The sequence below is a fragment of the Arthrobacter sp. MOO21 genome (genome assembly GCF_057369995.2).
Map to the genome: position 1 here is coordinate 3,517,852 of NZ_CM170671.2, position 25,622 is coordinate 3,543,473.

General features: G+C 65.6%; 24 protein-coding genes, 2 tRNA genes, 1 other RNA gene and 1 pseudogene. 16 read left to right on the forward strand and 12 right to left on the reverse strand.

Translation table 11 applies throughout. The features are described from left to right. Positions 1–6: 6 nt before the first annotated feature. Positions 7–2,749, reverse strand: a pseudogene (gene aceE / locus AC2JAJ_RS16350) (pyruvate dehydrogenase (acetyl-transferring), homodimeric type). A 426-nt stretch (positions 2,750–3,175) separates the two neighbouring features. On the opposite strand from aceE, the gene AC2JAJ_RS16355 reads away from it, so the two are divergent. From AC2JAJ_RS16355 to AC2JAJ_RS16385, 7 genes are all read left to right on the forward strand, one after another. Beyond that, on the forward strand, positions 3,176–3,595 hold the full coding sequence (locus AC2JAJ_RS16355) for a DUF3052 domain-containing protein (RefSeq protein ID WP_221385785.1): 420 nt from the start codon (positions 3,176–3,178) through the stop codon (positions 3,593–3,595). Further along, a complete protein-coding gene (locus AC2JAJ_RS16360) occupies positions 3,592–4,086 on the forward strand; it encodes a peroxiredoxin (protein WP_486415157.1) in 495 nt (164 codons plus the stop codon). The genes AC2JAJ_RS16355 and AC2JAJ_RS16360 overlap by 4 nt, the downstream gene beginning before the upstream one ends. A gap of 7 nt (positions 4,087–4,093) precedes the next feature. After that, positions 4,094–5,014 (forward strand): NAD-dependent protein deacetylase, encoded by a 921-nt coding sequence (locus AC2JAJ_RS16365; protein WP_221385787.1) that lies wholly within the window; start codon positions 4,094–4,096, stop codon positions 5,012–5,014. A gap of 99 nt (positions 5,015–5,113) precedes the next feature. Then, positions 5,114–5,186: transfer RNA gene (locus tag AC2JAJ_RS16370), tRNA-Val, on the forward strand. Positions 5,187–5,299: 113 nt separating this feature from the next. Next, positions 5,300–5,590, forward strand: a complete 291-nt coding sequence (locus tag AC2JAJ_RS16375) for a hypothetical protein (RefSeq protein WP_486415156.1) — start codon at positions 5,300–5,302, stop codon at positions 5,588–5,590. Between the two features lie 241 nt (positions 5,591–5,831). Beyond that, the gene (locus AC2JAJ_RS16380; protein ID WP_486415155.1) at positions 5,832–6,632 is read left to right on the forward strand and encodes an IclR family transcriptional regulator; all 801 of its coding nucleotides are present in this window, start codon (positions 5,832–5,834) and stop codon (positions 6,630–6,632) included. A 149-nt stretch (positions 6,633–6,781) separates the two neighbouring features. After that, positions 6,782–8,128: an MFS transporter gene (locus tag AC2JAJ_RS16385; protein ID WP_221385790.1), complete on the forward strand. Its 1,347-nt coding sequence runs from the start codon at positions 6,782–6,784 to the stop codon at positions 8,126–8,128. An 84-nt stretch (positions 8,129–8,212) separates the two neighbouring features. Here AC2JAJ_RS16385 and AC2JAJ_RS16390 read toward each other — a convergent pair whose 3' ends face one another. Both AC2JAJ_RS16390 and AC2JAJ_RS16395 read right to left on the reverse strand, forming a co-directional pair. Beyond that, positions 8,213–9,277 (reverse strand): D-2-hydroxyacid dehydrogenase, encoded by a 1,065-nt coding sequence (locus tag AC2JAJ_RS16390; protein WP_486415154.1) that lies wholly within the window; start codon positions 9,275–9,277, stop codon positions 8,213–8,215. A 49-nt stretch (positions 9,278–9,326) separates the two neighbouring features. Further along, positions 9,327–10,052, reverse strand: a complete 726-nt coding sequence (locus AC2JAJ_RS16395) for a FadR/GntR family transcriptional regulator (RefSeq protein WP_221385792.1) — start codon at positions 10,050–10,052, stop codon at positions 9,327–9,329. Between the two features lie 199 nt (positions 10,053–10,251). On the opposite strand from AC2JAJ_RS16395, the gene gnd reads away from it, so the two are divergent. Next, positions 10,252–11,688, forward strand: a complete 1,437-nt coding sequence (gene gnd / locus AC2JAJ_RS16400; RefSeq protein WP_473697018.1) for an NADP-dependent phosphogluconate dehydrogenase — start codon at positions 10,252–10,254, stop codon at positions 11,686–11,688. A gap of 107 nt (positions 11,689–11,795) precedes the next feature. On the opposite strand, the gene epsC is transcribed toward gnd, so the two are convergent. The 3 genes from epsC to msrA form a co-directional block, all read right to left on the reverse strand. Next, positions 11,796–12,380 carry a serine O-acetyltransferase EpsC gene (gene epsC / locus AC2JAJ_RS16405; RefSeq protein ID WP_221385794.1) on the reverse strand — a complete coding sequence of 195 codons (585 nt, stop codon included), beginning with the start codon at positions 12,378–12,380 and terminating at the stop codon, positions 11,796–11,798. Positions 12,381–12,421: 41 nt separating this feature from the next. Next, positions 12,422–13,357 (reverse strand): cysteine synthase A, encoded by a 936-nt coding sequence (gene cysK / locus AC2JAJ_RS16410; RefSeq protein ID WP_221385795.1) that lies wholly within the window; start codon positions 13,355–13,357, stop codon positions 12,422–12,424. A 64-nt stretch (positions 13,358–13,421) separates the two neighbouring features. Continuing rightward, a complete protein-coding gene (gene msrA, locus AC2JAJ_RS16415) occupies positions 13,422–13,946 on the reverse strand; it encodes a peptide-methionine (S)-S-oxide reductase MsrA (protein ID WP_221385796.1) in 525 nt (174 codons plus the stop codon). Positions 13,947–14,045: 99 nt separating this feature from the next. Here msrA and AC2JAJ_RS16420 point away from each other — a divergent pair, with 99 nt between their 5' ends. After that, positions 14,046–14,978: a Nif3-like dinuclear metal center hexameric protein gene (locus AC2JAJ_RS16420; protein WP_486415153.1), complete on the forward strand. Its 933-nt coding sequence runs from the start codon at positions 14,046–14,048 to the stop codon at positions 14,976–14,978. A gap of 102 nt (positions 14,979–15,080) precedes the next feature. Next, on the forward strand, positions 15,081–15,818 hold the full coding sequence (locus tag AC2JAJ_RS16425) for a zinc ribbon domain-containing protein (RefSeq protein WP_221385798.1): 738 nt from the start codon (positions 15,081–15,083) through the stop codon (positions 15,816–15,818). A gap of 9 nt (positions 15,819–15,827) precedes the next feature. Here AC2JAJ_RS16425 and AC2JAJ_RS16430 read toward each other — a convergent pair whose 3' ends face one another. Further along, positions 15,828–16,592 carry a YaaA family protein gene (locus AC2JAJ_RS16430; protein WP_221385799.1) on the reverse strand — a complete coding sequence of 255 codons (765 nt, stop codon included), beginning with the start codon at positions 16,590–16,592 and terminating at the stop codon, positions 15,828–15,830. A gap of 57 nt (positions 16,593–16,649) precedes the next feature. Between AC2JAJ_RS16430 and rnpB the strand changes: the two genes are divergently transcribed. The 5 genes from rnpB (at position 16,650) to AC2JAJ_RS16455 (ending at position 20,560) form a co-directional block, all read left to right on the forward strand. Beyond that, positions 16,650–17,039: RNase P RNA component class A (rnpB, locus tag AC2JAJ_RS16435), an RNA gene on the forward strand. An 89-nt stretch (positions 17,040–17,128) separates the two neighbouring features. Continuing rightward, positions 17,129–17,644, forward strand: coding sequence for a TspO/MBR family protein (locus AC2JAJ_RS16440; protein ID WP_308287866.1), 516 nt, complete (start codon positions 17,129–17,131; stop codon positions 17,642–17,644). A 256-nt stretch (positions 17,645–17,900) separates the two neighbouring features. Beyond that, positions 17,901–19,379, forward strand: a complete 1,479-nt coding sequence (locus AC2JAJ_RS16445) for a glyceraldehyde-3-phosphate dehydrogenase (protein WP_473697022.1) — start codon at positions 17,901–17,903, stop codon at positions 19,377–19,379. A 65-nt stretch (positions 19,380–19,444) separates the two neighbouring features. Then, positions 19,445–19,654: a hypothetical protein gene (locus tag AC2JAJ_RS16450; RefSeq protein ID WP_221385802.1), complete on the forward strand. Its 210-nt coding sequence runs from the start codon at positions 19,445–19,447 to the stop codon at positions 19,652–19,654. Positions 19,655–19,762: 108 nt separating this feature from the next. Next, positions 19,763–20,560: an HNH endonuclease family protein gene (locus AC2JAJ_RS16455; RefSeq protein ID WP_221385803.1), complete on the forward strand. Its 798-nt coding sequence runs from the start codon at positions 19,763–19,765 to the stop codon at positions 20,558–20,560. A 39-nt stretch (positions 20,561–20,599) separates the two neighbouring features. Here AC2JAJ_RS16455 and def read toward each other — a convergent pair whose 3' ends face one another. The 3 genes from def to orn all read right to left on the reverse strand — a co-directional run bounded on the left by def (position 20,600) and on the right by orn (position 22,102). Then, complete coding sequence (def, locus tag AC2JAJ_RS16460; RefSeq protein WP_221385804.1) at positions 20,600–21,172, reverse strand: peptide deformylase; 573 nt, start codon at positions 21,170–21,172, stop codon at positions 20,600–20,602. Between the two features lie 111 nt (positions 21,173–21,283). Next, positions 21,284–21,356, reverse strand: a tRNA-His gene (locus AC2JAJ_RS16465). 128 nt (positions 21,357–21,484) lie between these two features. Beyond that, positions 21,485–22,102, reverse strand: a complete 618-nt coding sequence (gene orn, locus AC2JAJ_RS16470; protein ID WP_221385805.1) for an oligoribonuclease — start codon at positions 22,100–22,102, stop codon at positions 21,485–21,487. A 140-nt stretch (positions 22,103–22,242) separates the two neighbouring features. Between orn and mptB the strand changes: the two genes are divergently transcribed. Then, the gene (mptB, locus tag AC2JAJ_RS16475) at positions 22,243–23,799 is read left to right on the forward strand and encodes a polyprenol phosphomannose-dependent alpha 1,6 mannosyltransferase MptB (protein ID WP_221385806.1); all 1,557 of its coding nucleotides are present in this window, start codon (positions 22,243–22,245) and stop codon (positions 23,797–23,799) included. Here mptB and AC2JAJ_RS16480 read toward each other — a convergent pair. Next, a complete protein-coding gene (locus AC2JAJ_RS16480; protein ID WP_486415152.1) occupies positions 23,796–24,764 on the reverse strand; it encodes an IS481 family transposase in 969 nt (322 codons plus the stop codon). The genes mptB and AC2JAJ_RS16480 overlap by 4 nt on opposite strands. A gap of 122 nt (positions 24,765–24,886) precedes the next feature. Next, a complete protein-coding gene (locus tag AC2JAJ_RS16485; protein WP_486415151.1) occupies positions 24,887–25,594 on the reverse strand; it encodes a DNA alkylation repair protein in 708 nt (235 codons plus the stop codon). Positions 25,595–25,622: the final 28 nt, after the last annotated feature.

Sequence of the window (25,622 nt, forward strand, 5' to 3'; positions counted from 1 at the left end):
GGGAGGCTAGGCCTCGCCGCCCGCGTTGCCGGTGGTGCCGGCGTTGACGTTGAGCAGCTTGTATTTCTCGATCGCCTTCACCGGGGCGTCGACGTCCACTTCGCCGCGGCGCGCCAGCATCTCCAAGGCACGGACCACGATGGAGTGGGTGTCGTTTTTGAAGAAGCGGCGGGCTGCTGCGCGGGTGTCGGAGAAGCCGAAGCCGTCGGCGCCGAGGGTGGCGAATTCGTTGGGGACGAATTGCCGGATTTGGTCGGGGACGGCTTTCATGTAGTCGGAGACGGCGACGACGGGGCCGGTGGCGCCTTCGAGTTGCTGGGTGACGAAGGGGACGCGGGCGGGCTGGCCGGGGTTGAGGAAGGCTTCCTCTTCGGCGGCGAGGCCGTCGCGGCGCAGTTCGTTCCAGGAGGTGACGGACCAGACGTCTGCGGAGACGTTCCAGTCGTCGGCGAGGATCCGTTGGGCGTCGAGGGCCCAGGGCACGGAGACGCCGGAGGCGAGGATCTGGGTGCGGGGACCGTCGATCTTTGCCGGGGCGAGCAGGTAGATGCCCTTGATGACGCCTTCGATGTCGAGGCTCTCGGGTTCTGCGGGCTGGACGATGGGTTCGTTGTACACGGTGAGGTAGTACATGACGTTCTTATCCGTCGAGCCTTCCCCGTACATCCGTTCCAGGCCGGAGCGGACGATGTGTCCGATTTCGTAGCCGTAGGCGGGGTCGTAGGTGATGACGGCCGGGTTGGTGGAGGCCAGCAGGGGTGAGTGTCCGTCGGCGTGTTGGAGGCCTTCGCCGGTGAGGGTGGTGCGTCCTGCGGTGGCGCCGATGATGAATCCGCGGGTCATCTGGTCGGCGGCGGCCCAGAAGGCGTCGCCGGTGCGCTGGAAGCCGAACATGGAGTAGAAGACGTAGACCGGGACCAGGGGCACGCCGTGGGTGGCGTAGGCGGTGCCTGCGGCGGTGAACGCTGCGACGGCGCCGGCTTCGTTGATGCCGGGGTGGATCAGCTGGCCCGCGGGGGATTCCTTGTAGGCCAGGACGAGGTCGCGGTCCACGGACAGGTAGTTCTGGCCCTTGGGGTTGTAGATCTTCGCCGTCGGGAAGAACGCATCCATACCGAACGTGCGTGCCTCGTCGGGGATGATCGGGGCGATGTGCTTGCCGAAGTTCTTATCCCGCATCAGGTCCTTCAGGAGCCTGACGAACGCCATGGTGGTGGCGGCCTGCTGCTTTCCGGAGCCACGCTTGGCCACCTCGTAGGACTTCGCGTCCGGCAGCACGATCTCGGCGTGCGTGGACCGGCGCTCCGGCACCGACCCGCCCAGGGCGGCGCGGCGCTCCATCATGTACTTGATTTCCGGTGCGTCAGTACCCGGGTGGTAGTACGGCGGACGGTAGTTGTCGTTCTCAAGCTGCTCGTCGGTGACCGGGATGCGCAGGTGGTCGCGGAACTTCTTCAGGTCATCCAGGGTCAGCTTCTTCATCTGGTGGGTCGCGTTGCGGCCCTCGAAGTGCGGTCCGAGGCCGTAGCCTTTGACGGTTTTGGCGAGGATGACGGTGGGCTTGCCTTTGAATTCGGTGGCTGCCTTGTAGGCGGCGTAGACCTTGCGGTAGTCGTGGCCGCCGCGCTTGAGGTTCCAGATCTGGTCATCGGTCAGGTCCGCGACGAGGTCCTTGGTCTGCGGGGTCTTGCCGAAGAAGTGTTCGCGGACGAACCCGCCGGATTCGGCCTTGTAGGTCTGGTAGTCCCCGTCGGGGGTTTCGTTCATGATTTTCACGAGCGAGCCGTCGGTGTCGCGGGTGAGCAGGTCATCCCATTCCCGGCCCCAGACGACCTTGATCACGTTCCAGCCCGCGCCGCGGAAGAACGCTTCGAGTTCCTGCATGATCTTGCCGTTGCCGCGCACAGGCCCGTCCAGGCGCTGGAGGTTGCAGTTGATCACGAAGTTCAGGTTGTCCAGGTTCTCGTTCGCGGCGAGCTGGAGCAGGCCGCGGGACTCGGGCTCGTCCATTTCGCCGTCGCCCAGGAACGCCCAAACCTGCTGGTCGGAGGTGTCCTTCAGGCCGCGGTTGTGCAGGTACCGGTTGGACTGGGCCTGGTAAATCGCGTTCATCGGCCCGATGCCCATCGACACGGTGGGGAATTCCCAGAACTTGGGCATCAGGCGCGGGTGCGGGTAGGAGGAGAGGGCGTGGCCTTCCTTGGACTTTTCCTGCCGGAAGCCGTCCAGGTCTTCCTCGGAGAAGCCGGCCTTCCATGAATGCCCGGGCGTACATGCCGGGGGAGGCGTGGCCCTGGAAGAACACCTGGTCCCCGCCGCCGGGGGCGTCCTTGCCGCGGAAGAAGTGGTTGAAGCCGACCTCGTACAGGGTCGCCGCCCCGGCGTAGGTGGAGATGTGCCCGCCAACGCCGATGTCGGGCCGCTGCGCCCGGTGCACCATGACCGCGGCGTTCCACCGCATGTAGGCCCGGTAGCGGCGCTCGTATTCCTCGTTGCCGGGGAATTCGGCTTCCTGGTCCACCGGGATCGTGTTCACGTAATCCGTGGTGGTCACCATCGGCACCCCGACGCTCTGCGCGCCCGCGCGCTGCAGCAGGCTCCGCATGATGTATTGGGCACGCTCGGTGCCCTGTTCCCTGATCAACGCATCCAGGGACTCAACCCACTCGGCAGTCTCTTCCGGATCACGATCAGGCAGCTGGTTAGTCAACCCGCTGAGGATATGGGAGGTATCTTCTCCTGCAGCCACGTCCAACCTCTCTTTGCGCGCATGAATCGGCGCACTCAGGCCAGGCAGGGTGACTGCCCGGCGTACATACGCCATGTGCGACGTATCGGTTACAACAGCCCGGTCATGTGTGCCGGGCAGCTTCCTAGCGCTCCTATGTCCGCGCGGAGTCACAAGGTCGTCGTCCGCAGGCATAGTTGTCACCAGCCACTCTAGCCCTGACCACAACACGATGCGTAGCCGCGGCCCGGACCCTGCGGTTGTATTTCGTTCGTCATACTTGGTGTGTGACGAAAAGCCGCTGCGGCAAGGCTTCCGGAACCGGATGTGACGCAGAATATGCGCAGTTCCGGGGGCGGCAGCTTGAAGCGCAGGCACAAAGGGTGTTGGCTTGGGAGTAACGGAAATCACTATGCACACCGCATAAATGAGGTATTGGAGGTACACGTGAGCGAGGCCGACGCCGCCACTTCGGTAAATGTGGCGGAAAAATTGGGTTTCAAGAATGGGGATCTGATTCAGGAGTTCGGTTACGACGACGATGTCGACTTCGACTTGCGTGACGATATTGAGGACTTCACCGGCTCGGAAATGCTGGACGAGGACGATCACGAAGTAGCTGACGCCGTCATCCTATGGTGGCGCGAGGGCGACGGGGACCTGGTGGACAGCCTGGTGGATTCCCTCACCACCCTCAGTGAAAAGGGCGTTGTCTGGATTCTTACCCCCAAGTCCGGAAGGGACGGGTACGTCTCGCCCGCGGACATCCAGGAGGCCGCTCCCACCGCCGGCCTGCACGTCACCACTTCGGCCGGCGTCTCCAAGGACTGGAGCGCAACCCGCCTGGTCAGCAGGAAGAACAAGTGACGGCAGCGGTCGAGGCAGCTACCGCAGCTCTTCCCGCCCTCGGGTCGGCAGCACCGGACTTCGAGCTCGCCAACCAGTACGGTGAGCCGGTCAGGCTGTCGTCCTTCCGCGGGCAGAATGTGGCACTGGTCTTCTATCCATTTGCCTTTTCCGGCATCTGCACCGGCGAACTTTGCGAGATACGGGACAACCTCGCCACTTTCGAGGATGCCGACGCCGTGGTTTTGGCAGTGTCGGTGGACAGCAAGTTCAGCCTGCGGGCCTACGCGGCACAGGAGGGCTACGGCTTTGATCTGCTCGCCGACTTCTGGCCCCACGGTGGTGTCGCCGAGGCCTATGGCGTCTTCGATGCAGACAGCGGCATGGCAAAACGTGCCACCTTCATCATTGATGCCGAGGGCAAGGTCCGCTACAGCGTCGTGAATCCCCGGGGCCAGGCCCGCGACTTCGCCGAGTACCGCTCCGCCCTCGCCGGCGTGAAACGGGCCTAAGGGAACCGTGGCTGGGCGGCGGCAGGGGACAGGCCTTACGGGGTTTGCCAGCCTGCCGCCCGTCGTGCCGGACCCGCCGTCCGCCAGCGACCTTGAGGTGCTGGTCCGGATCCGTGACCTGCTTGCCGGCTCCCGTTTTGCCCTGCTGACCGGGGCCGGCCTCAGCACGGATTCCGGCATCCCGGATTACCGCGGCCCGGACTCGCCGCCCCGCTCACCCATGACCTACCAGGAGTTCGTGCGGGAGGCCGGCAACCGGCAGCGCTACTGGGCAAGGAACCACATCGGCTGGTCCCACCTCCGCCACGCGGACCCCAACCAGGGCCACTACTCCGCCGCCGAGCTGGAGCGCCGCGGCTATCTGACCGGCCTCATCACGCAGAACGTGGACCGGCTGCACCAGGACGCGGGCAGCTCCAACGTGGTGGATTTGCATGGCAGGTACGACCAGGTGGTGTGCCTGGACTGCGGGCGGACGTATTCGCGCCGCCTGGTGGCCGGCATGCTGGAGGAACTGAACCCCGGGTTCCTGGAGCGGGCAGCAGCCAGCGGCCTGGTGGAAATGGCACCGGATGCCGATTCAACGGTGGAGGACCAGGAACTCATCGGCAGTTTCGTGGTTGCAGTGTGCCCCGCCTGCGGCGGGACGCTCAAACCTGATTTCGTCTACTTCGGCGAGAACGTTCCCAAGGACAGGGTGGAACGGTCCTACGCCATGGTGGATGAAGCGGCGGCACTGGTGGTGGCAGGCTCGTCGCTGACGGTGATGAGCGGGCTGAGGTTCGTCCGGCATGCCGCCAAGGAAGCCAAGCCCGTCGTCATCATCAACAGGGGAGCCACGCGCGGCGATGACAAAGCCACCATCAAGCTTGAAGCCGGGGTCAGCCAGGCCCTCGCCTACCTGGCAGGCGAACTTCCGCCCCGCTAGCCGCTGCCGGCATTCGTGCGGATTCGCGTTTGGGGCCGGACGTCGGGTAGAGTCTATGTTCGTTGGTTGCGGCGGGAATCGCCGGAAACCACAGATTTTGGGTCTTTAGCTCAGCTGGTAGAGCGCCACGTTTACACCGTGGATGTCATCGGTTCGATCCCGGTAGGACCCACAGGAAACACCCCGTTGTCCCGCTGCCCGCGGGTACAGCGGGGTTTTTTGCTTGTCCGCCGTCGCCCCCGGGGGCCCGGCGTGATTGTCGGACCCCTGTCCTAGATTGCAGGCATGGAACACGTCATAGTGCGCACTGACAACAATGGGATGCCGACCGCGGTACTGGCCCAAGGCAGGCAATGGTCTGTGGGCGCCGAGCCGGTCAGGTGGTTCGAGCGGGTCAACTGGTGGGAGACCAGCCGCAGGATGCCCAAGGGCAACAGCAGGGTGGACGTCGAAGTCCTTCAGTTGCAGGTGAGGCTGGGAAGCAACAGCAGGTCCGCCCTCACCACGATGTACCTGCAGCGGGACGGCCTCGGCGGCGGCTGGCGGCTCCGCGAATCGACTGTTAACGCGGCGTGACCCAGGGCTTTCGGGCATTGGAAAACCCTCCACCGCGGCTATTGGGGGATGCCGCGGTGGAGGGCCTGGGATGAATATACCGTGAACCGCCGGAAACAAAAAGTCACGCGCCGTTTCATGTCGCGCCCATGCCTCCCTTGGCCTTTCGCGGCCGCAGGAGGCCTTCGCCCCGCCACTATCATGGTTAGTGTTCAGCTGGATGGACAGCACCACAAGCGCAGGCGCCTACCGAAGGAGAATCATGGCCGATTCCCGCACCACCCGCTCTTCCGACGGACTGGGAAGCTCGTCGCCGGCGCCGGCCGTTACCCGCGCCGCTGCCGTGCTGGATGCCCTTGCCGCCTCGGCGGGCGGAAGGCTCACCCTCAGCGACCTCTCCCGCGAACTTGGCATTCCCAAATCCTCCACGTCCAATCTGCTGCTCGCGCTGGAGGAGGCCCGCCTGATCAGCCGGCAGGGTTCCGAATTCACCCTGGGACGCAAGCTCGTGGAGCTGGGCGCCGCCTACCTGAGCCGGCTGGACGAGGTCCAGGAGTTCTACCGGTACTGCGAGCAGGCACCCACCCTGTCAGGTGAAACCGTCCGGATCGCCATGCTGGACGGTACCAACGTCATCTACCTCGCCCGGTACGAAGGCCATCCTGCCGTCCGGCTGACGTCAAACATCGGGGACAAGATGCCTGTGTCCCTGTGCGCCGTGGGCAAGGCCCTGATCGCCAGGCTGCGGGATCACGACCTTGACGACATGTTCCCCGATGATGCGCAGCTTCCGGTAATGACACCCAAGTCCCTCCGCACCGGTCGTGAACTCAAGGCCCAGCTTCAGGTCATCCGGGAGCAGGGCTACGCCTTCGAGGATGAGGAATCGACCACTGGCGTGGTCTGCCTGGGCGTAGCCGTTCCCACCAGGGGCGCCCACGGGCCCAGCCTGGGCCTGTCCGTCACCGCACTCAAGGCAACGTACACCCCGGCGCAGGGAGCGCAGATGGTCAAGGAACTGCGGGAACTGGCCCACTCGCTGGGCAACCCCATGGGTTCGTAACGGAGAAGAAGCCGCGGGCAACATATCGGGTCCGCCACTTGCCACGTGTTCAACTTGCTGTACTCTGTTCATCATAGTGATCAGCATGGTCGATGCTGTCGCTGACCTGCCAGGCCAACGGGGGCCTGGCGCGTGATGAGGGAGTTCTTGTGACAACTCGTACTAATGCACCGCGGGCCGCCGACGATACCGCTGTCGATCCGGACCAGCTGCGAAGGGCAACTCTTGCCAGCTCTGTCGGTTCCGCTCTGGAGTACTACGACTTTTATATCTACGGCCTGGCGTCGGCGCTGATCTTCGGGCCGCTCTTCTTCGCTCCGCTCGGCGAAAGTGGAGCGGTCATCGCCTCCTTTGCCACCTATGGTGTGGGATTTGCGGCGCGGCCGTTCGGCGGCATCGTCTTCGGCCATGTCGGGGACCGGTTCGGCCGCAAGATGGTCCTGATCCTCACGATCGGCCTGATGGGCATGGCCAGCTTTGCCATCGGCCTGCTGCCAACTTTTGAACAGGCCGGCATGCTCGGGGCGGTCCTCCTGGTGACCCTGCGGATTATCCAGGGGCTGGGGGCCGGTGCTGAGCAGGCAGGCGCAACCACCCTGATCTCCGAGGTGGCGCCGCGCCGCCGTCGTGGTTTCTTCGCTTCACTGCCGTTCGTCGGCATCCAACTGGGTACCCTGCTCGGGGCCGGAACGTTCGCGCTGATGGCCCTGGCCGACAAGGCCGTCCTGCAGGGCTGGCTGTGGCGCGTGCCGTTCCTGGCCAGCTTTATCCTGATCGTGATTGCGGTATTCATCCGCCTGCGCCTGAAGGAGACGCCCGTCTTCCAGGAACTGGAAAAGCACCAGGCTGTGGTGAAGAACCCTGTCGGCCAGATCTGGAAGCATTCAAAGAAAAGCGTCCTGGTGGGCATCGGCCTGCGCATGGGGGAGAACGGTAACTCCTCGATCTACTCCGCCCTCCTGGTGTCGTTCATCAGCATGCCTGCCGGCGTCTTCGCCGGGGACAAGTTCATCGGCCCCACCGGCCTCCTCATCGCCGCAGCCTTCGCTGCACTCATGGTGGTTACCTTTGGTGCGCTGTCCGACCGTTACGGCCGTGTCCCCGTGTACCGTTATGGCGCACTGTTCCAGGCCGTCATCGCGCTTCCGGCGTTCTACCTCGTAACGCTTGGCAACGTGGCGCTCGTCTGGGTGGTCATGGTGGTGGGCATCGCTTTAGGCGTACAGTCCATGCTTGGTCCGCAGTGCGCCCTGTTGCCCGAACTCTTCGGTTCCCAGCACCGCTTTACCGGTGTTGCCCTGAGCCGGGAAATCTCCGCCGTCCTCGCCGGCGGGTTCGCCCCCATGATCGGCGTCGCACTCCTTGCCGCCACGAACCACTCCTGGCTGGTGCCCGCGCTGTATTCATTGGTGCTTGCGCTGATCTCGTTCCTCACCACCTTCTTCACTCCGGAAGCAGGTGGCCGGGACCTGGTCCTGGTCGAGGACGCCAGCTGACAGCTTTCACTAAAACGCCCGGCCGGTTTACTCCGGCCGGGCGTTTTGCTGCTGGGCAGGCGCTGGGCCTGTCAGCTGCGGGGCTCAGTAGAAGTGGACTGTGTCCACCAGGTGCGGCAGTTCGCCGCCGTCCAGGAAGGTGCGCAGGTTGCTGCAGAACCTTTCGGCAATCAGCCGGTTTTCCGCTGCACTCAAGGCGGAGGTGTGCGGAGAAACCAGGACCTTGGGGTGGCTCCACAGCGGGCTGTCGTGGGGGAGCGGCTCCACGGCAAAGACGTCCAGGCAGGCGTAGGAGACCTGGCCGTTGTCCAGTGCTTCCAGCAGCGCCTCCTCATCCACCACGGTTCCCCGCCCCACGTTGACGAAGACGGTGCCGGGCTTCATGGCGGCGAAGACGTCGCGGTTGAAGAGGTTCTCCGTGTAGGGCGTTCCGGGAAGGGTGTTAACCACGGCGTCGGCGGTGGCCAGGAGGCGCGGCAGGGCTTCGTTGCCGGCCACTTCCGCGATGCCTTCCAGGGGCTCCAGCGTGCGCTTGGTTCCACTGACCCGCATGCCGAGGGCGCGGGCCAGGCGCGCTGTCTCAAGGCCGATTTCTCCGAGGCCGGCAATCACCAGCCGTGAGCCGCTGGCCAGCCGGGTCGGGGTGCGGAGCGCGGGCCAGGCCTTGGCTTCCTGGTCCCGCACCAGCTCGGCAGTGCGCTTGAAGCCGTTGAGGATCCCCATGGCCGCGAACTCCGCCAGCGGCAGGGCGTGGACGCCGGCCGAGGTGGTGACCTTGAATTTCTGCAGGACCTCCTGGTCCAGTCCGGAGGCCTTCACGGCTCCGCCTGCTCCGGCGGCCATCGCGTGGACCCACTGCAGGTGTCCATTTTCGACGGCGACGCGCGCCAGCCCCGACGGGCTCTCGTTCGGGAAGCCGAACAGCACCTGGGCGCTGTTCAGCATGTCCCAGTAGCGCTCTTCCTGTTCGGCGGTCCGCTGGAAGGCGGGGTCCCCCGCGTGGTCGGCGGGGTACCGCTCAGGCGGCAGCAGGTCGGGCTCGTACAGGACAGTCACGGAGGGGTCCACGGCGCGGATTTGGTCCACGAACTCGGCCTCGAGCGGGACGGCGATGGCCACGGTAGTAATTGGAGTCATGCTGTTCATCATACTGAATAGCGGCAAAAGTACTGAACAGGCAGCGGCGTGCGGCTTGTGGTCAGTGGTGCACGGGAATGAAGACCCGCGGCTGCTCGGTCCAGGTGTCCGACATCTGGGACATGGTCCGGCGCATGATGCGGTCCGAAGCTTCCCGTGCAGCCGCGGCGTCGCCCCGTGCGATCGCCTCTGCCACGTCCACATGCCACTGCAGCGCCGCCTGGTGCGGGTGGTCCGGCATCAGGCCATGGACGGTCCGGCCCGTCAGGGTCTCAGCCACCTGCCCCATGAGGTTGGCGAACATTTCGTTGCCGGACCCGGAGAGCAGCAGCGAATGGAACCGGATGTCCAGTTCCAGGAAGCGTGCGGTCTCGCCGTTGTTGCCGGCTTCGCGCATGGCGCGGGCAACGTCGACGAGCTCGAGCCGCAGTGGCGCCGGGGCATTTTGCGCGGCGAGCTCAGCGGCGGCGGGTTCGACGGCGGCGCGCAGCTCCGCGAGGGAGCGCAGCTGGGCACCTCGGGCGTCGCTGGCCAGGCGCCACCTGATGACCTGCGGATCGAAGGGGTTCCACCGGCTCGGCGGCAATACCCGGATGCCCACCCGTTTGGTGGTCTCCACCAGCCCCAGTGACTGCAGGACCCGCACCGCTTCGCGGACCACGGACCGGGATACCTTCAGCTCGTCCTCCAGCTGTTCGGCGAGCATGATGTGGCCAGCGGGAAGGTCGCCCGAGATGATGCGGGTGCCAAGGTTCTCGATGGCACGGTGGTGCAGGCTGCTGGTCATGCTGCTAAGCCTAGTGCGGGCGGCGATGCCGGGCGGCAGCGGTCGTAGACTGGCCGCGACACAAACAGTTCCATTACGCGGCCGTTACTTTCCAGTCGCCGCCGGAATATATATGCTTTATTCCGACCCCCTGATATGCCTCGGCGTCTTCCGCCCGTGGAAGGCAGCATCCGTCGCACACAATGAATTGGAGTTATTGATGTCTGCACACATCGGTGTCACCGGCCTCGCAGTGATGGGCGCCAACCTGGCCCGCAACCTGGCCCGCAACGGCTTCACGGTTGCCCTGCACAACCGGTCGGTGGAAAAGACCGACACCCTGCTGGAGAAGTACGGCTCCGAGGGCGACTTCATCCGGACCGAAAGCCTGCAGGAACTGGTCGACTCCCTGGAGAAGCCGCGCCGCGTGCTCATCATGGTCAAGGCCGGCAAGCCGGTTGATTCCGTCATCGAGCAGCTTGAGCCGCTCCTGGAGCCGGGTGACATCATCATCGACGCCGGCAACTCCCACTACGAGGACACCCGCCGCCGCGAGGCCGCGCTGGCCAAGAAGGACCTGCACTTCGTCGGCGTTGGCGTCTCCGGCGGCGAGGAGGGCGCGCTGAACGGTCCGTCCATCATGCCCGGCGGATCGAAGGAGTCCTACAAGGCCCTCGGCCCGCTGCTGGAAAAGATCTCCGCCAAGGTCGACGGCGAACCCTGCTGTGCATGGATCGGAACCGACGGCGCGGGCCACTTCGTCAAGATGGTCCACAACGGCATCGAATACGCCGACATGCAGGTCATCGGCGAGGCCTTCGACCTGCTCCGCTCCGGTGCCGGCATTGAGCCCGCCGAGCAGGCCAAGATCTTCACCGAGTGGAACAAGGGCGACCTGTCGTCCTTCCTGATCGAGATCTCCGCCGAAGTCCTCGGCCACGTCGACGCGAAGACCGGCAAGCCGTTCGTCGACGTCGTGGTGGACGCCGCGGGCCAGAAGGGCACCGGCCGCTGGACCGTCATCTCCGCGCTTGAGCTGGGCTCCCCGGTCTCCGGCATCGCCGAATCGGTCTTCGCCCGTGCGCTGTCCTCGCAGGCTGCGCAGCGCAAGCTGGGCCAGGAACTGCTCGAAGGCGGGGAATCCGCCGTCGAAATCCCTGAAACCTTCGTGGAGGACGTCCGCCAGGCGCTGTACGCGTCAAAGCTCGTCTCCTACGCCCAGGGCCTGGACATGCTGACCTCCGCAGCCAAGGAGTACGGCTGGGACCTGAAGCTGGACGAGATTGCTTCCCTGTGGCGTGCGGGCTGCATCATCCGCGCCGAACTGCTCAAGGACATCACCAAGGCTTACGCCGCGGACGAAAAGCCGGCCAACCTGCTGTTCGCCCCCGCCTTCACCAAGGCGATTGCCGAGGCCCTGCCGGCATGGCGCCGCGTGGTTGCCACGGCGGTGCAGCTCGGCATCCCGGTGCCGGTTTTCTCTTCCTCCCTGGCCTACTACGACGGCCTGCGCCGCAAGCGCGTGGCCGCCGCCCTGATCCAGGGCCAGCGCGACCTGTTCGGCGCCCACACCTACGGCCGCGTTGACGCCGAGGGTACGTTCCACACCCTCTGGGGCGAGGACAAGTCCGAAATCGCTGCGGTGGACACCCACTAGGACCTGCAGCAGCAGCACGAAAGGCGGGCAGTTCCCGGAAAATCCGGGAACTGCCCGCCTTTTGCATGGCTGGCGGTGGCTGCGGCGAAGCGGCCCGCGGCCAGGTGTCAGATGCGGTATTCGATGTCGTACTCGGCCGGGTCGACGGCGGGTTTGGTCTCCCGCTGCGCATCCCTGTGGCGCCACTTGGCGGGAACGCCCGTGACGATCGATTCCGGCGGGGCGTCCTTGACCACTACGGCATTGGCTCCGACGGCGCTGTCACGGCCGATGGTGATGGGGCCCAGGATTTTGGCACCCGCGCCGATGGTCACGCGGTCTTCGATGGTGGGGTGGCGCTTGATCCGCGCCAGCGACCGGCCGCCGAGCGTCACGCCGTGATACATCATGACGTCTTCACCGATCTCGGCTGTCTCGCCGATGACCACGCCCATGCCGTGGTCGATGAAGAACCGCCTGCCGATGGTGGCGCCGGGATGGATCTCGATGCCGGTCCAGGAACGCCCCAGCTGCGACAGGAGCCGTGCCGGGAACCGGAGCGCCGGGTTCTGCCACATGCGGTGCGTCAGCCGGTGGATCCAGATGGCGTGCAGGCCGGAATAGGCGAAAAAGTTCTCAAAAGAACCTCGAGCCGCCGGGTCGTGGGACCGGGCGGCGTCGAGGTCTTCCTTCAGTCTTGCGAAAAAGCCCACAAAGTTCTTTCTACAGGAAACGGGCGGAGGACGGCTTGGAATCAGCCGCGGATGTCGTCATAGAGCACGGTGGAGATGTAACGCTCGCCGAAGTCGCAGACCACCGCGACGATCAGCTTGCCGGCGTTTTCCGGACGCTTTGCCAGCTCCAGGGCACCCCAGACGATGGCGCCGGAGGAGATGCCGCCCAGGATGCCTTCCTTGACGCCAAGCTCCCGGGCCACGCGGACGGAGTCCTCGAGGGTGGCATCCAGGACCTCGTCATAGACGTTGGTGTCGAGCAGTTCCGGAATGAAGTTGGCACCCAGGCCCTGGATCTTGTGCGGGCCGGGGGCGCCGCCGTTGAGGATCGGGGAATCCTTGGGCTCCACGGCCACGATCTGGACGCCCGGCTTGCGCTCCTTCAGCACCTGCCCGACGCCGGTGATGGTCCCGCCGGTGCCGATGCCGGAGACAAAGATGTCAACCTCGCCGTCGGTGTCAGCCCAGACCTCCTCAGCGGTGGTCTTGCGGTGGATCTCGGGGTTGGCCTCGTTGGCGAACTGCTGCGCCCAGATGGAGTTCTCCGTGTTGGCAACGATCTCCTGGGCCTTTTCGACCGCGCCGCGCATGCCTTCCGAACCCGGGGTCAGCACAATTTCGGCACCAAAGGCGCGCAGCATGACCCGGCGTTCGGTGGACATGGTCTCCGGCATGGTGAGGATGACCTTGTAGCCGCGGGCAGCACCCACCATGGCCAGCGCGATGCCGGTGTTGCCCGAGGTGCCTTCGACGATGGTTCCGCCGGGCTTGAGGGCCCCGGACTTTTCCGCGGCGTCGATGATGGCAACGCCGATGCGGTCCTTGACGCTGTTGGCCGGGTTGTAGAACTCCAGCTTGACGGCGACGGTGGCGCCCAGGCCCTCGCTGAGCCGGTTGAGCCTGACCAGCGGGGTTCCGCCTACCAGCTGCGTTACATCGTCATAGATCCGTGCCATGTACATACGCCTATCTCTGAAGGGTGAATACTGAGGTCAGCCTAACGAGGCCGCGTAACGGTGGCTAAGCGTTAAGCCATGCAGAGTAATATTTCCGCGCCTTGGCGAGCTTGGGGTTGATGATCACCTGGCAGTACCCCTGCTCCGGGTGTTTTGCGTAGTAGTTCTGGTGGAACTCCTCGGCCACGTGGAACCGGGGCAGCCGGCTGACTTCCGTGACGATCGGATGCGCCCACAGCGCCTGGTTCCGTTCGATGGCCTCCTCGAACAGGATCTTCTCCTCCGTGGTCTCGTAGAACATGGACGAGCGGTACTGCGTGCCGACGTCGTATCCCTGGCGGTTCAGGGTCGTGGGGTCGTGCAGGGCGAAGAACATGTCAAGGATGACCTCGGACGGAATGACCTCCTCATCGAAGGTCACCGCCACCACTTCCGCGTGCCCGGTGGTTCCGCTGCAGACGGAGTAGTAGTCAGGCTGGGGATCGTGGCCGCCGGTGTAGCCGGACACTACTGAGCTGACGCCCCTGGTCTTCTGGTAGACGGCGTCAAGGCACCAGAAGCAGCCTCCGCCAAGAACAAAAGTTTTCATGACCTCTTCAATGGTTGGCGGCGCCGGATGATTCCCGGGCGCCGGCGCCGGACCGGGCAACATAAGGCGGCGCAAGGGCTATGGGGTAAAACTAAGACTATGGAACCTGTGGACACCGACGTTACCGGCCCGGCAGATCGCGACGCCGAAGATCACGACGCCGGCGGCTCCTCCGGCGGCCCGGCCGCCGGCATGGGCGCGCCCACGCTGGGCGAACTGCTCCTGGCCGTGGAGGAACTCTGGCCCGAGTCCCTGGCCGAGAACTGGGACGAGGTGGGCCTGGTGGCAGGCCATCCCGCTGCTCCGGTCACCAAGGTCATGTTCGCGGTCGATCCCACGCTGGAGGTGATCGAGGAAGCGGTGGAATGGGGCGCCGAACTGCTCATCACCCACCACCCGCTGCTGTTGAAGGGGGTCACATCCGTTGCCGCCACAACCGCGAAGGGCCGCGCGGTGCACCGGCTGATCGAGTCGGGAACAGCACTGCTCACCGTGCACACCAACGGGGACTCCGCCGTCGGGGGCGTCTCCGACGTCCTTGCCGACGCCCTGGGCCTCCAGGACGTTGCACCGCTGGCCGTGTCCGCCAACGGGCTGCCGGAAGAGGGCATCGGGCGCGTCGGGGACCTGGCGGACGCCATGAGCCTGGGCGACTTCGCCGCCAGGGTGTTCGGGATCCTCCCATCCGTGGCCGGGGGAGTGCGCGTCTCGGGCGACAAGGACGGCCTCGTGCGGCGCATCGCCGTCTGCGGCGGGGCCGGCGATTCATTGTTCAGCGAGGTCCGGGCCAGCAACGCGGATGTCTATGTCACCGCCGACCTCCGGCACCATCCCGCTTCCGAGGCACGCGAAGCTGCCCTCAACGGCCGGCCCTACCTGGTGGATGTCTCGCACTTCGCCAGCGAATGGCTCTGGCTGCCGGCCGCCGCGGCAGCACTCGGCAATGTGCTGGCGGACCAGGGCCATGACGTTGAGATCCAGGTCAGCACCACCAACAGCGACCCCTGGGACTTCATCCTGACCCCGGGCTAACCCCGGGGCACGGCGAGGCAGGGGAACAGGACACGCGCTAGAGTCTAGGAAGCGCCGGTCAGGCGCCCGGCCCCGGCCGGCAGGTCTCAAGCGGAGGTAACAGTGGCCAAGGCAGCACCGGCGGAACAGTTGAAGTTGCTCGAACTGCAGGGCCTGGACGCCAGCCTGAAAGCCCTCGCCACCCGCCGCCGCACGCTGGAAAACGACCCCCGGATCAAGGACCTTGAGGCCGCCCTGTCAGTCGCCAACGGCGAACTGGGCGCGGCGAAGGTGGCTGTGCACGATGCCGAGGCCGAACTGAAGCGGGCGGAGGCCGACGTCGAGCAGGTTGCTTCCCGCATCGAACGCGACGAGGCGCGGCTGAACAGCGGCACCGGCCTGTCGAAGGACCTCGTGGCGCTGCAGAAGGACATCGCCTCGCTGACCAAGCGGCGCTCGGACCTGGAGGATGTGGAACTGGAGGTCCTGGAGCGGCTGGACACGCTGCGGGAGCGGCAGGCCACCCAGCAGCGGATCGTCGATGACATCCAGGGTTCCTTCGCCGGCATCCGCGGGGAGCTTGACGCCGCGCTGGCAGAGGTTGACGCCGAGGCCCGGGGCGTCCAGGACAGGCGCAACGAATTCGCCCGGGGCCTGGACGCCGGCCTGCTGGCCGTCTACGAAAAGACCCTGGCCAGGCGCGGCGTGGGTGCGGCCCGGCTCTTCCATGGCACCTCCGAGGCGTCGGGCATGAAACTGAGCCCCGGCGACCTGGCGGAGATCAAGACGGCCGCGGCGGACGACGTCGTCTTTTGCCCTGACTCCGGCGCTATCCTGGTCCGCTCGGACGAATGGTCCTGAGCCGCAAGGTCAGCCCGGCAGGATGATGTTCAGGGCGTGCGGCTTTCGCGCGGACCCCGGCACCAGCTCCGCGTCCCATTTCTCCCGCGCAGCCTTCAGCACGTCCGACGGCGTTGCGGGCACCTTTCCGCGGCGCGCCAGCAGGTGCCGCGCGAGTTCGCCGCGGGTGTGCTTGGCGAAATGGCTGACCACCTTGCGCACCCCGCCTGCCTCCGTGAAGACGTTGACCGTCACGGTCTGCTCCGCCGGCGGAGCCCACGCCGCCGCATAGGTGGTGGACCGGCAGTCCACCAGCAGGTGGCCGGACACAGCCTCCCTGAGCGCATCGGTGAGCTGCGGCTTCCAGAACGTGGCAAGCCGCCCGACGTCGGGCAGCGGGGTCCCCATGGACAGCCTGTACGCGGGCACGCTGTCCCCGAGGCGGATGGCGCCCCAGAGCGCTGAAACCACCAGCACGCACTCGTCCGCCTTGCGCCGCTGGGTCTGCGTCAGGGACTGGTAGCCCAGGGCGTCATAGAGGACGCCGGAGTAGATGCGGTGTGCCGGGGCGGCCGGTTCTGCGTGCAGGCGGGTGTTGCGTTCGACGTCGTCCTTCAGCGAAGCCCCCACGCCCAGCAGCGCGAGGGCATCCTCGTGCGCACTCACCGTGCCCAGGGCGTCCAGGACTTTTGCGCGGTACGCGTTCAGCTGGGGGAAGCTCAGTGACGGCCAGTCGACGGCGGATCCCCGGACTGCGGGTGTCTTGCCTTCGGAAGGGGGAAGCAGAATCAGCACCGTCCGATCCTACCGGCGACAGGGATCGCCTCCGGCGCCGGTAGACTGGATGGCGGATGGGACAGCCAGACGGCCGCGCGCCACGCAGGTGGCTCGAGGAACGTCCGGGCTCCACAGGGCAGGGTGGTGGGTAACGCCCACTCGGGGTAACCCGCAGGCCAGTGCCACAGAAAACAGACCGCCCGCCTTCCCCGTCCCCGGACAGGGGAGCGCGGGTAAGGGTGAAACGGTGGTGTAAGAGACCACCAGCTTCCCGGGTGACCGGGAAGGCTAGGTAAACCCCACCCGGAGCAAGGCCAGACAGGACACGTTTGAGGGCTGCCCGCCCAAGTGTCCGGGTAGGCCGCTGGAGGGTGCCGGCAACGGTACTCGTAGATGGATGGCCGTCGCCCCCGTTCCGGTAACGGGACGGGGGAACAGAACCCGGCGTACCGGCTGTCCCATCCGCACACCCGGGTCAAGCCGGCATCCCGGTTTGACCTGACACTGCGGGTTGGGGATGCTGGACCGTGGCCGTAAACACCGACCCCCCGACCGTGACCGCAGAAGTCCATCCGCAGCTCCCGTCGCACGGCCTCCAGGCCGTCGCCTTCATCGGCTTCCTGGCCCTTTCCGCGGCGGCATGGGCGCTTGCCTCCATCCCCATCATCCTGAATCTTGGCGGCTGGTTCGCTGCTGCCGCCAACGCACCCTGGATGCCGCCGGGCTGGATGTTCCGCTCGATGTGGATGGCACTGTATGCCGGTGTTGCCGTCGCCGCGTGGCTGGTCTGGCGCAGGGGAGCGATGGTTGGCGGCACCCTGGCCGGTTACACAGCCCAGCTCCTGCTCAACGCCGCCTGGCCGGCGACTTTCTTTGGCCTCTTCCCGATCCTGGGAACGGCCGCTTTATGGGCGGCGTTCGCCGTGATCTGCGCCCTGGCCGTTTCCCTGGCATTCCTGGTCCTGCGTTTCGGCCCCGCCAGTGCCGGCGCCGGGCTCCTGGTGCTGCCATATCTCTCCTGGGTGGTCTTCTCCGCCAGCCTGAACCTCTATTCGGCACTCCACAACTGAGAGCCCGCATCCGGTGGGGGCTGTGTGAGTGATTTCACGCGATACGGTCCTGTTCCGGGGTGCGGGCCAAATTAGAATAGTGGAAGGACGCAGGAGTTCTTCCGCCGGGAATTGCGTTCGCAACCGGCGGTTTTTCTTTGCAGCGATCCAGGTGCCTGGGGGCCGACCCCTGCAGGCGCCGGTGCCCCTGGACATCATCAGGTGGCCTACATCTGTGTACGAGGACGTACACGGCTGAACCGAGGAAGGTATTTCTGTGAGCCAGACGTCTGATTCTTGCCTTGACACGTGGATGGGCCGGGAGGCCCTCGCCGAGGCCATGATCCCGGTGATCGGCAGGCTGTACCGCGAAAACAACGTGGTGACCAGCATCCACGGCCGGAGCCTGATCAACAAGTCCACCATGAACATCCTCAAGGCGCACCGTTTTGCGCGCCGGATGAGCAAGGACGAGCTGCTCCTGGAGGAAACAGCACCCCTGCTGAACACCTTGGCCGGCCTTGAACTGGGTGCGGCCGCCATCGACATCGCCCGGCTGAACCAGAAATTCAAGGAGGAAGGCAACGGCGCCTCCCTCGAAGAGTTCCTCCGCGGCGAGCTCGCCGAGATCGTCGGCAAGCGCGGCGGAGACGAGCGCACCAGCACCGACGTCGTGCTCTACGGCTTTGGCCGGATCGGCCGCCTGCTGGCGCGCCTCCTCATCGAAAAGGCCGGTGGTGGGCACGGCCTGCGCCTGCGCGCCATCGTGGTACGCCGCGGATCCGACAACGACCTTTCCAAGCGCGCCAGCCTGCTCCGCCGGGACTCCGTCCACGGTTCCTTCGAGGGCACCATCCGGATCGACGAGGCGGCCAACACCATCACGGCCAACGGCGTCCGGATCCAGGTCATCTACTCCAATGATCCCGCCACGATCGACTACACCGCCTACGGCATCAACAACGCGCTGGTGGTGGACAACACCGGCCGCTGGCGCGATGCCGAAGGCCTCTCCCAGCACCTGCAGAGCAAGGGTGTTGCACGGGTGCTGCTGACTGCACCGGGCAAGGGCGAGCTGAAAAACATCGTCCACGGCATCAACCACCGGGACATCGAGGACAGTGACACGATCGTCTCCGCTGCGTCCTGCACCACCAACGCCATCACTCCGGTCCTGAAGGCCATCAACGACAAGTTCGGCGTGGTCCACGGCCACGTGGAAACCGTCCACTCCTTCACCAACGATCAGAACCTGATCGACAACTTCCACAAGGGCGACCGCCGCGGCCGCTCCGCCGCCCTGAACATGGTGATCACCGAGACCGGCGCCGCCAAGGCGGTGGCCAAGGCCCTCCCCGAACTCCTGGGCAAGCTGACCGGCAGCTCCATCCGCGTCCCCACCCCGGACGTCTCCCTGGCCATCCTGAACCTCAGCCTGGAAAACGGCACCACCAAGGACGAGGTCAACAACTACCTGCGGGAAATGTCGCTGCACTCCGACCTGCGCAAGCAGATCGACTACATCGACTCTCCCGAGGTGGTCTCCACCGACTTCGTGGGCTCCCGCCGCGCCGGCATCGTCGATGGCCTCGCCACCGTATCCACGGACAAGAACCTGGTCCTCTACGTCTGGTACGACAACGAGTTCGGCTACAGCTGCCAGGTGGTCCGCGTCATGGAGGAAATGGCCGGCGTGAACCCGCCGTCGTTCCCCGCGAAGGAAACGGCTTCGGCGCTCGCAGCTATCGCCGTCTAGCACGTTCCAGCGAATTCCCGGCTGGTTCTCTGGAATCAGCCGGGAAAGGGGACCACACTGTTCCCATGGACAACGAATCGACGCTTCAGCACGAGACCACCCTGGAACACGCACTCGACGTGGCCAAGGCCAACCACAAGGAAGCCGTCCGGCTGCTTGAGCGTGCCCGGGCCGCGCAGAAGACCGGCGATGTCACCGAGGACCGGGTCCGCCAGCTTGAGGGGCTCCTGGCCATCGCCGAGGAAGACCTGCGAAGGGTCATGCGCGAGCAATAGCAGGGCAGGGTGTGATCCATCACTCGTCCTCAACAGTGTGGATATCGGCGGCCTGGCACATCCTGTGTCCTAGGCTCATGGGATGCCTGACTCCCGCCCCCTGGCCGCATGAGCATCAGCTGGTCCGCCTACCGCCGTGCACGCCGGCGTTCCCGCCAGGCCTGGGCTGTCCTCGCAACGTGCGCGGCAGCAGTACTCGCCGCCGTCTTCTGGTTTTTCACCGCCGGCCAGTTCGCCGCCGCCGGACCTGCGCCGGACGCGCCCACGGAGGCGCCGGTCATCGACCCCGCCTGGATGAAACCGGTGGCGCAACCGCATGCGGTTCCCGCCGGTCCGGCACTCTCCGCGCTGGACAGGCTGGCCGTGAAGGGCCGGGCTGCGAACACCGGCTACGACCGTGAGGCATTCGGCCAGGCCTGGCTGGATGTTGACCGCAACGGCTGCGACACCCGCAATGACATCCTGCGGCGGGACCTCGCGGATGTGGTGTTCGCGGAAGGATCGCGCTGCAGGGTGACAGCGGGGCATTTCAGGGAGCCCTATACAGGCCAGGCGGTGGACTTCCGGCGCGGCTCAGAGAGCAGCCGCGCGGTGCAGATCGACCATGTGGTGGCCCTGGGCGATGCCTGGCAGAAGGGCGCGCAGGGGCTCGCTGCCAAGGACCGGCAGAGCCTGGCCAACGATCCGCTGAACCTCATTGCCGTTGATGGTCCGGCGAACCAGCAAAAAAGCTCGGGCGATGCTGCTACGTGGCTGCCGAAGAACACCGCGATCCGCTGCCATTACGTGGCCCGCCAGATTTCGGTGAAGGCCGCCTACGGACTGTGGGTCACGGAAGCGGAAAAGGACGCCATGAAGCGGGTCCTCTCCTCCTGCCCGGAGCAGCCAACCATCAGTACGCGCTGACGCCAACCATCAGTACATGCCGACCCCCGCCGCGGATGGTCAGTGGCCGAACGGGTCAGGGTCGACGCCCGGCAGCCAGGTCAGCCCCGGCACGCCCCAGCCGTTCTTCTTTGCCTGCTTCTTTGCTTTGCGGGCGTAGCGGTCAATCAGCCTGTTGACGTACAGCTTGCCGTCGAGATGGTCGTACTCGTGCTGGATGACCCTGGCAAACCAGCCGGTGGCCTCGAACTTCACTGGCCGGCCAAAGCCGTCAAACCCCTCCACGCGTGCCCACTCGGCGCGTTTGAGCGGGAACTGTTCCCCGGGGAAGGACAGGCAGCCCTCTTCCTCTTCATCCGGGTCGGGGGCAGCGCCGGAGACCTTGGACAGGGTCAGCACGGGATTGACCAGCACGCCCGTGGGGGGAGCTCCGTCGTCATTGGCATATTTGTAGACAAAGATGCGTTTGCCCACCCCAATCTGGGGAGCCGCGAGACCCACGCCGTTGGCGGCGTCGTTGGTCTCGAACATGTCGGCAATCAGGGTGCGGAGTTCGTCGTCGAAAACCTCCACCTCGGCGGCCCGCCGGTGCAGGACGGGCTCACCCCAGATGGTGATCGGCAGAACGGTCATCTCGCAGCCCTCCGGCGGTATCCAGTGCAAAAAGTGATGCATGACAAAGGAGGCCGCACCGGATATCCGGTGCGGCCTCCTTCTTGACGGCTGCATGTGCCGCCCTGTGAGGGTGAGCGACGGGGGTTGAACCCGCGACCTCCTGGACCACAACCAGGCGCTCTGCCAACTGAGCTACGCCCACCATGAGCTTCAAGGAAGGCCGTTCAACCGGCTCCCTGGAAACGCAACTCAAATAGCTTACCTGCTCGAAAGGGGTGCTTTGTCCACTTTTGGCGATTTCCACCAAATTTCCTGCAAACGTGGCGCAGATTACGCTCCGGCATCCCCGCCGGTGATGCGCCTGGCGATCTTCTGGGCGGCAGCACTGTCGGGTCCGGGCGCCGGCACGAACACCGCTTCACGGTAGTAGCGGAGTTCGTCGATGGAGTCCTTGATATCGCCGAGGGCGCGGTGGCCGCCCTTTTTCGCCGGGGACTGGAAGTAGGCGCGCGCGAACCAGCGGCGGGAGAGTTCCTTGATGGTGCTGACATCGATCACCCGGTAGTGGAGGTGCTCCACGACGGCGGGCATGTCGCGGGAGAGGAACACACGGTCCGTGCCAACGGAGTTGCCACCCAACGGGGCCTTCCGGGGGTCCGGAACCCAGGCGGAGATGTACTCCATCACGGCGGCCTCGGCCTCGGCCATGGTCTTGCCGTGCGGAAGTTCGGCAAGCAGGCCGGACTTGGTGTGCATGTCACGGACAAAGTCAGACATCTGGGCCACTGCCGCGTCGTCCGGTTTGATCACTACGTCGACGCCGTCACCCAGGATGTTCAGTTCCGAGTCCGTGACCAAGGCTGCGACCTCGATGAGGGCGTCGTTCTTGATGTCCAGACCGGTCATTTCGCAGTCGATCCAGACAATTCGTTCGTTAGTTATAGGCACCGGACCAGCCTACCTTTACAGCCTCCGGCCACCGGCCGATGCTAGGATTTCGGGTACGCGGCGGGTCGCCCTCCGCCCTGGAGCGTGCCCCGGACAACGGGACGTGACGCGGTAACGCAAGAAGATTGGACAATCCTGAGATGACGGCGCCTGTGCCCGCAGCGGGGGAGATGGCGGCGGACGGTATCCCCGGCGCAAGGGGTGCCGAAGTGGACAATCCCCGCTCGTCCTTGCTTGCCGGCTTCCTCGGTTCCCTTTTCATGCTTTTCGGTTCCATCGGCGTTGGCTGGCTGGCCCCCGTTTCGGAACTGCGCCGCATGCCCCTCTTCATCTGGATGCGCACTGAAGCGCCCGGCGTCGCCTTGTCGATCGTGTTGCTGGCAGTGGGGGGCATGCTGCTGGTGCGCGCCTGGCTGCGGCTGGGCCAGAAGGTCCGGGTGTGGGGCCTGCAGGCCCGGCGGGCTACCCTTGCCGCGGTGGTGGCCTGGGGATTGCCCATGATGTTCTGCGTGCCCTTGTTCAGCCGCGACGTATACGCCTATATCGGCCAGGGCCGTTTGATGGTCGAGGGCTTCAATCCCTACGAAAACGGCATCTCCGCCCTCTCCAACTACTTCCAGTTGGGTGCGGACAAGATGTGGACCGAAGCCCCGGTGCCGTACGGGCAGCTGTTCCTGTGGATCGAGCAGTTCGTGGTGTGGCTGACCAATGTCCAACCCGAGGCGAGCATCATGCTGTTCCGGCTTGTGGCACTGGCGGGCGTGGTGCTCTGCGTGATCTACGTCCCCCGCCTCGCGGAGCTGCACGGTGTCAACCCGCACCGGGCCCTCTGGCTGACGGTGGCCAACCCGCTTTTCCTGACCAATTTCATTGCCAGCGTGCACAACGACTCCCTCATGATCGGACTCGCGCTGGCCGGGCTGTACTACTCCGCGACGCACCGCCCCATCCGTGGCATCCTGCTGGTGACGCTCTCCATTGCGGTCAAGCCCATCACGATCCTCTTCCTGCCGTTCATCGGGCTCCTGTGGGCCGGAAAGGACGCCGGCTGGGTGCGAAAGGGCGTGTTTTGGGCCCTGACTGCCGCCCTGAGCCTCGGTGTGCTGGCGGCCTTGAGCCTGGTCAACGGATTCGGATTCGGCTGGATCAACGGGCTGTCGGCTCCGGGCAGCATCTCCATCTGGTACGCCCCCGTAGGCCTGATCGGCATGGTAGTGGGCTCGCTGGCCAACGCCTTCGGACTGGACGGGTCGGTGCCTGCCGGGTGGGTGTTTGACGCCGGCAAGCTGCTGGCCGTGGGCGTCGTCGCCTGGCAGATGTTCAGGGGGGAATACGACCGGTTGATGCGCCGCCTGGCCCTCGGCCTGGCCGCCGTGGTCCTGCTGGCCCCTATCATCCAGGCCTGGTATGTGGTGTGGCTGATCCCGCTCTTCGCCGTCACGGGCATCCGCAACGACTGGCAGGTCAAGGCGCTGTATTTCATTGTGTCCTTCTTCATGATCTACGCCATCTCGGACCAGCTGGACGTCTTCCCGTACCTGCAGACCCAGGACCTGGGCTTCGCGCTTGCCCTGGCGCGGATTGCCGCCGCGGTGACCGCCCTGTTGTTCGCCCTGTACCTGATCTTCTGGGACCCCCGCACCCGCCGGCTTTTCCGCAAGACGCACGAGCCCGTCGTCGAACGTCCCGTTATCTAGGTGTATTGACCTGAGAGGTTGGTGACGCGGCTGGCCGGTGGCTGACCGTTGAGTGAGGTGTGGCCTCGATGATGATTGTAGTGATGGAGCCAGTCGGCGAGAGCGGCAACACGCTCGGCCTCTGAGGCGTAGGGACGGGCGTAGGCCCATTCGTCGAGCATGGTGCGGTTGTAGCGCTCGACTTTGCCGTTTGTCTGAGGCCTGTAGGGTCGGGTGCGTTTGTGCTTGATGTCCGGGCCCAGAGCGTCTTTGAATGCGTAGGAGCGGTAGCAGGATCCGTTATCGGTCAGGACCCGTTTGACAGTGATCCCGTGGGACTCGAAGTAGGCATTGGCGCGTTCCCAGAATCCGGCCGCAGTGTCCTTTTTCTCATCGGTCAGGATCTCCGTGTAGGCGAGCCTGGAGTGATCATCGACGGCGTTGTGCAAGAAGGCGTGACCCGGTCTCCGGTTTGCCGCGGTACCGGTCTTGTTCCGGTTTCCGGCGGCCCTGCCGACACTGCGGTGTCCGCCGCCGTCAGGGATCCGTCCAAGTTTCTTGATGTCGACGTGGACCAGGTCCCCGGGGCTGTGGTGCTCGTACCGGCGAACCACCCGGCCCGTGGCCCGGTCCATCCACGCCAGCCTCGCCAGCCCAAACCGGGACAGCACCCGGTGCACCGTGGAGGGGTGAATGCCCAGCAGATAGCCGATCCGTGCCGGGCCCCAGCGCCGGTTGACTCTGATCGCGACGATCCGCCGCTCCCGCCGCGTGGAGGTCCGACGCGGGGAGTTGATGGGCCGGCTGGAACGATCACCCATCCCGTGCTCCCCGTGCTCCCGGTAACGGGCCGCCCACCGCGCTGCGGTCGTCACCGACACCTGGAACCGCTCAGCAGCACGGCGCAGCGGCCACCCGTCATCGACGATGCACCGGGCCAGCCGGAGCCGTCCCTTCGGCGTCAGAAGCGCGTTAGCATGGGACATTGAAGACCTCCTTGTGGACCGGACTCTTAGACAAGCCCCACTCCACTTGGAGGTCTTCTTTTTGTCACCTAACCACGCCGCATGTTCCTAACCTCCGTGGTCAATACATCTAGGCGTCCCCCTTATTCCGTTGCAGGTGTGGCCGCCGGCCGCCGGAGGGCTTCCCTTCGCGACAGCGGACTCATGGTGGCCGCATGCCGGGCAACGAATGCCTCAACCCACTCCGCTGCCGTCTTGGCATACTCCCGCAGGGCCCACCCGATCGCCTTCCGGATGAAGAACCCCCGGTCCGGGAGGTTCGGTTCGATGACGGCCGCCAGCAGCAACGGGTCCGTCGCCTTCTTCGCCCGAAGCTGCGACGTGATGGACGCCCTTCGGACCCACTGATCCGGATCCAGGCTCCACCGCCGGAGGATCCGGGACATTTCCGCCGGGTGTGCCTGCAACAGGCCGCAGATCCGGCCAGACACGCCGTCCACGAGGTCCCACCACGCGCCGGTCCGGATAATCTCCTCGTATACCGGCAGCATCTCCAGGTCCCGGGCTGCCAGCCTGTGGTCCGTCAGGTCGATGGCCGCGTACCGCTCCTCGCGGAAAGCCGCCGTGCGCCACAGTTCCAGCACAGTGGCGCGGAGCTGTGCGGCGGAGGCCGGCGGAAACTGCCGGGAGGCCCGGGCCACGGTCTGGCGCACGGCGGGAACCCGGACACCGAGAAAGGGAAGTGAGGACTTCATGTAGGCCTGCGCGCCGGCGGCCCGTTCCGGATCGGCGAGGTCCCGCAGCGCACTCCGGACCGCGTCAACGAGGTCCTGGTCGGCGGCCGTTTCCATGCGGCCACTTTAGCCAGTATCGGCGCAA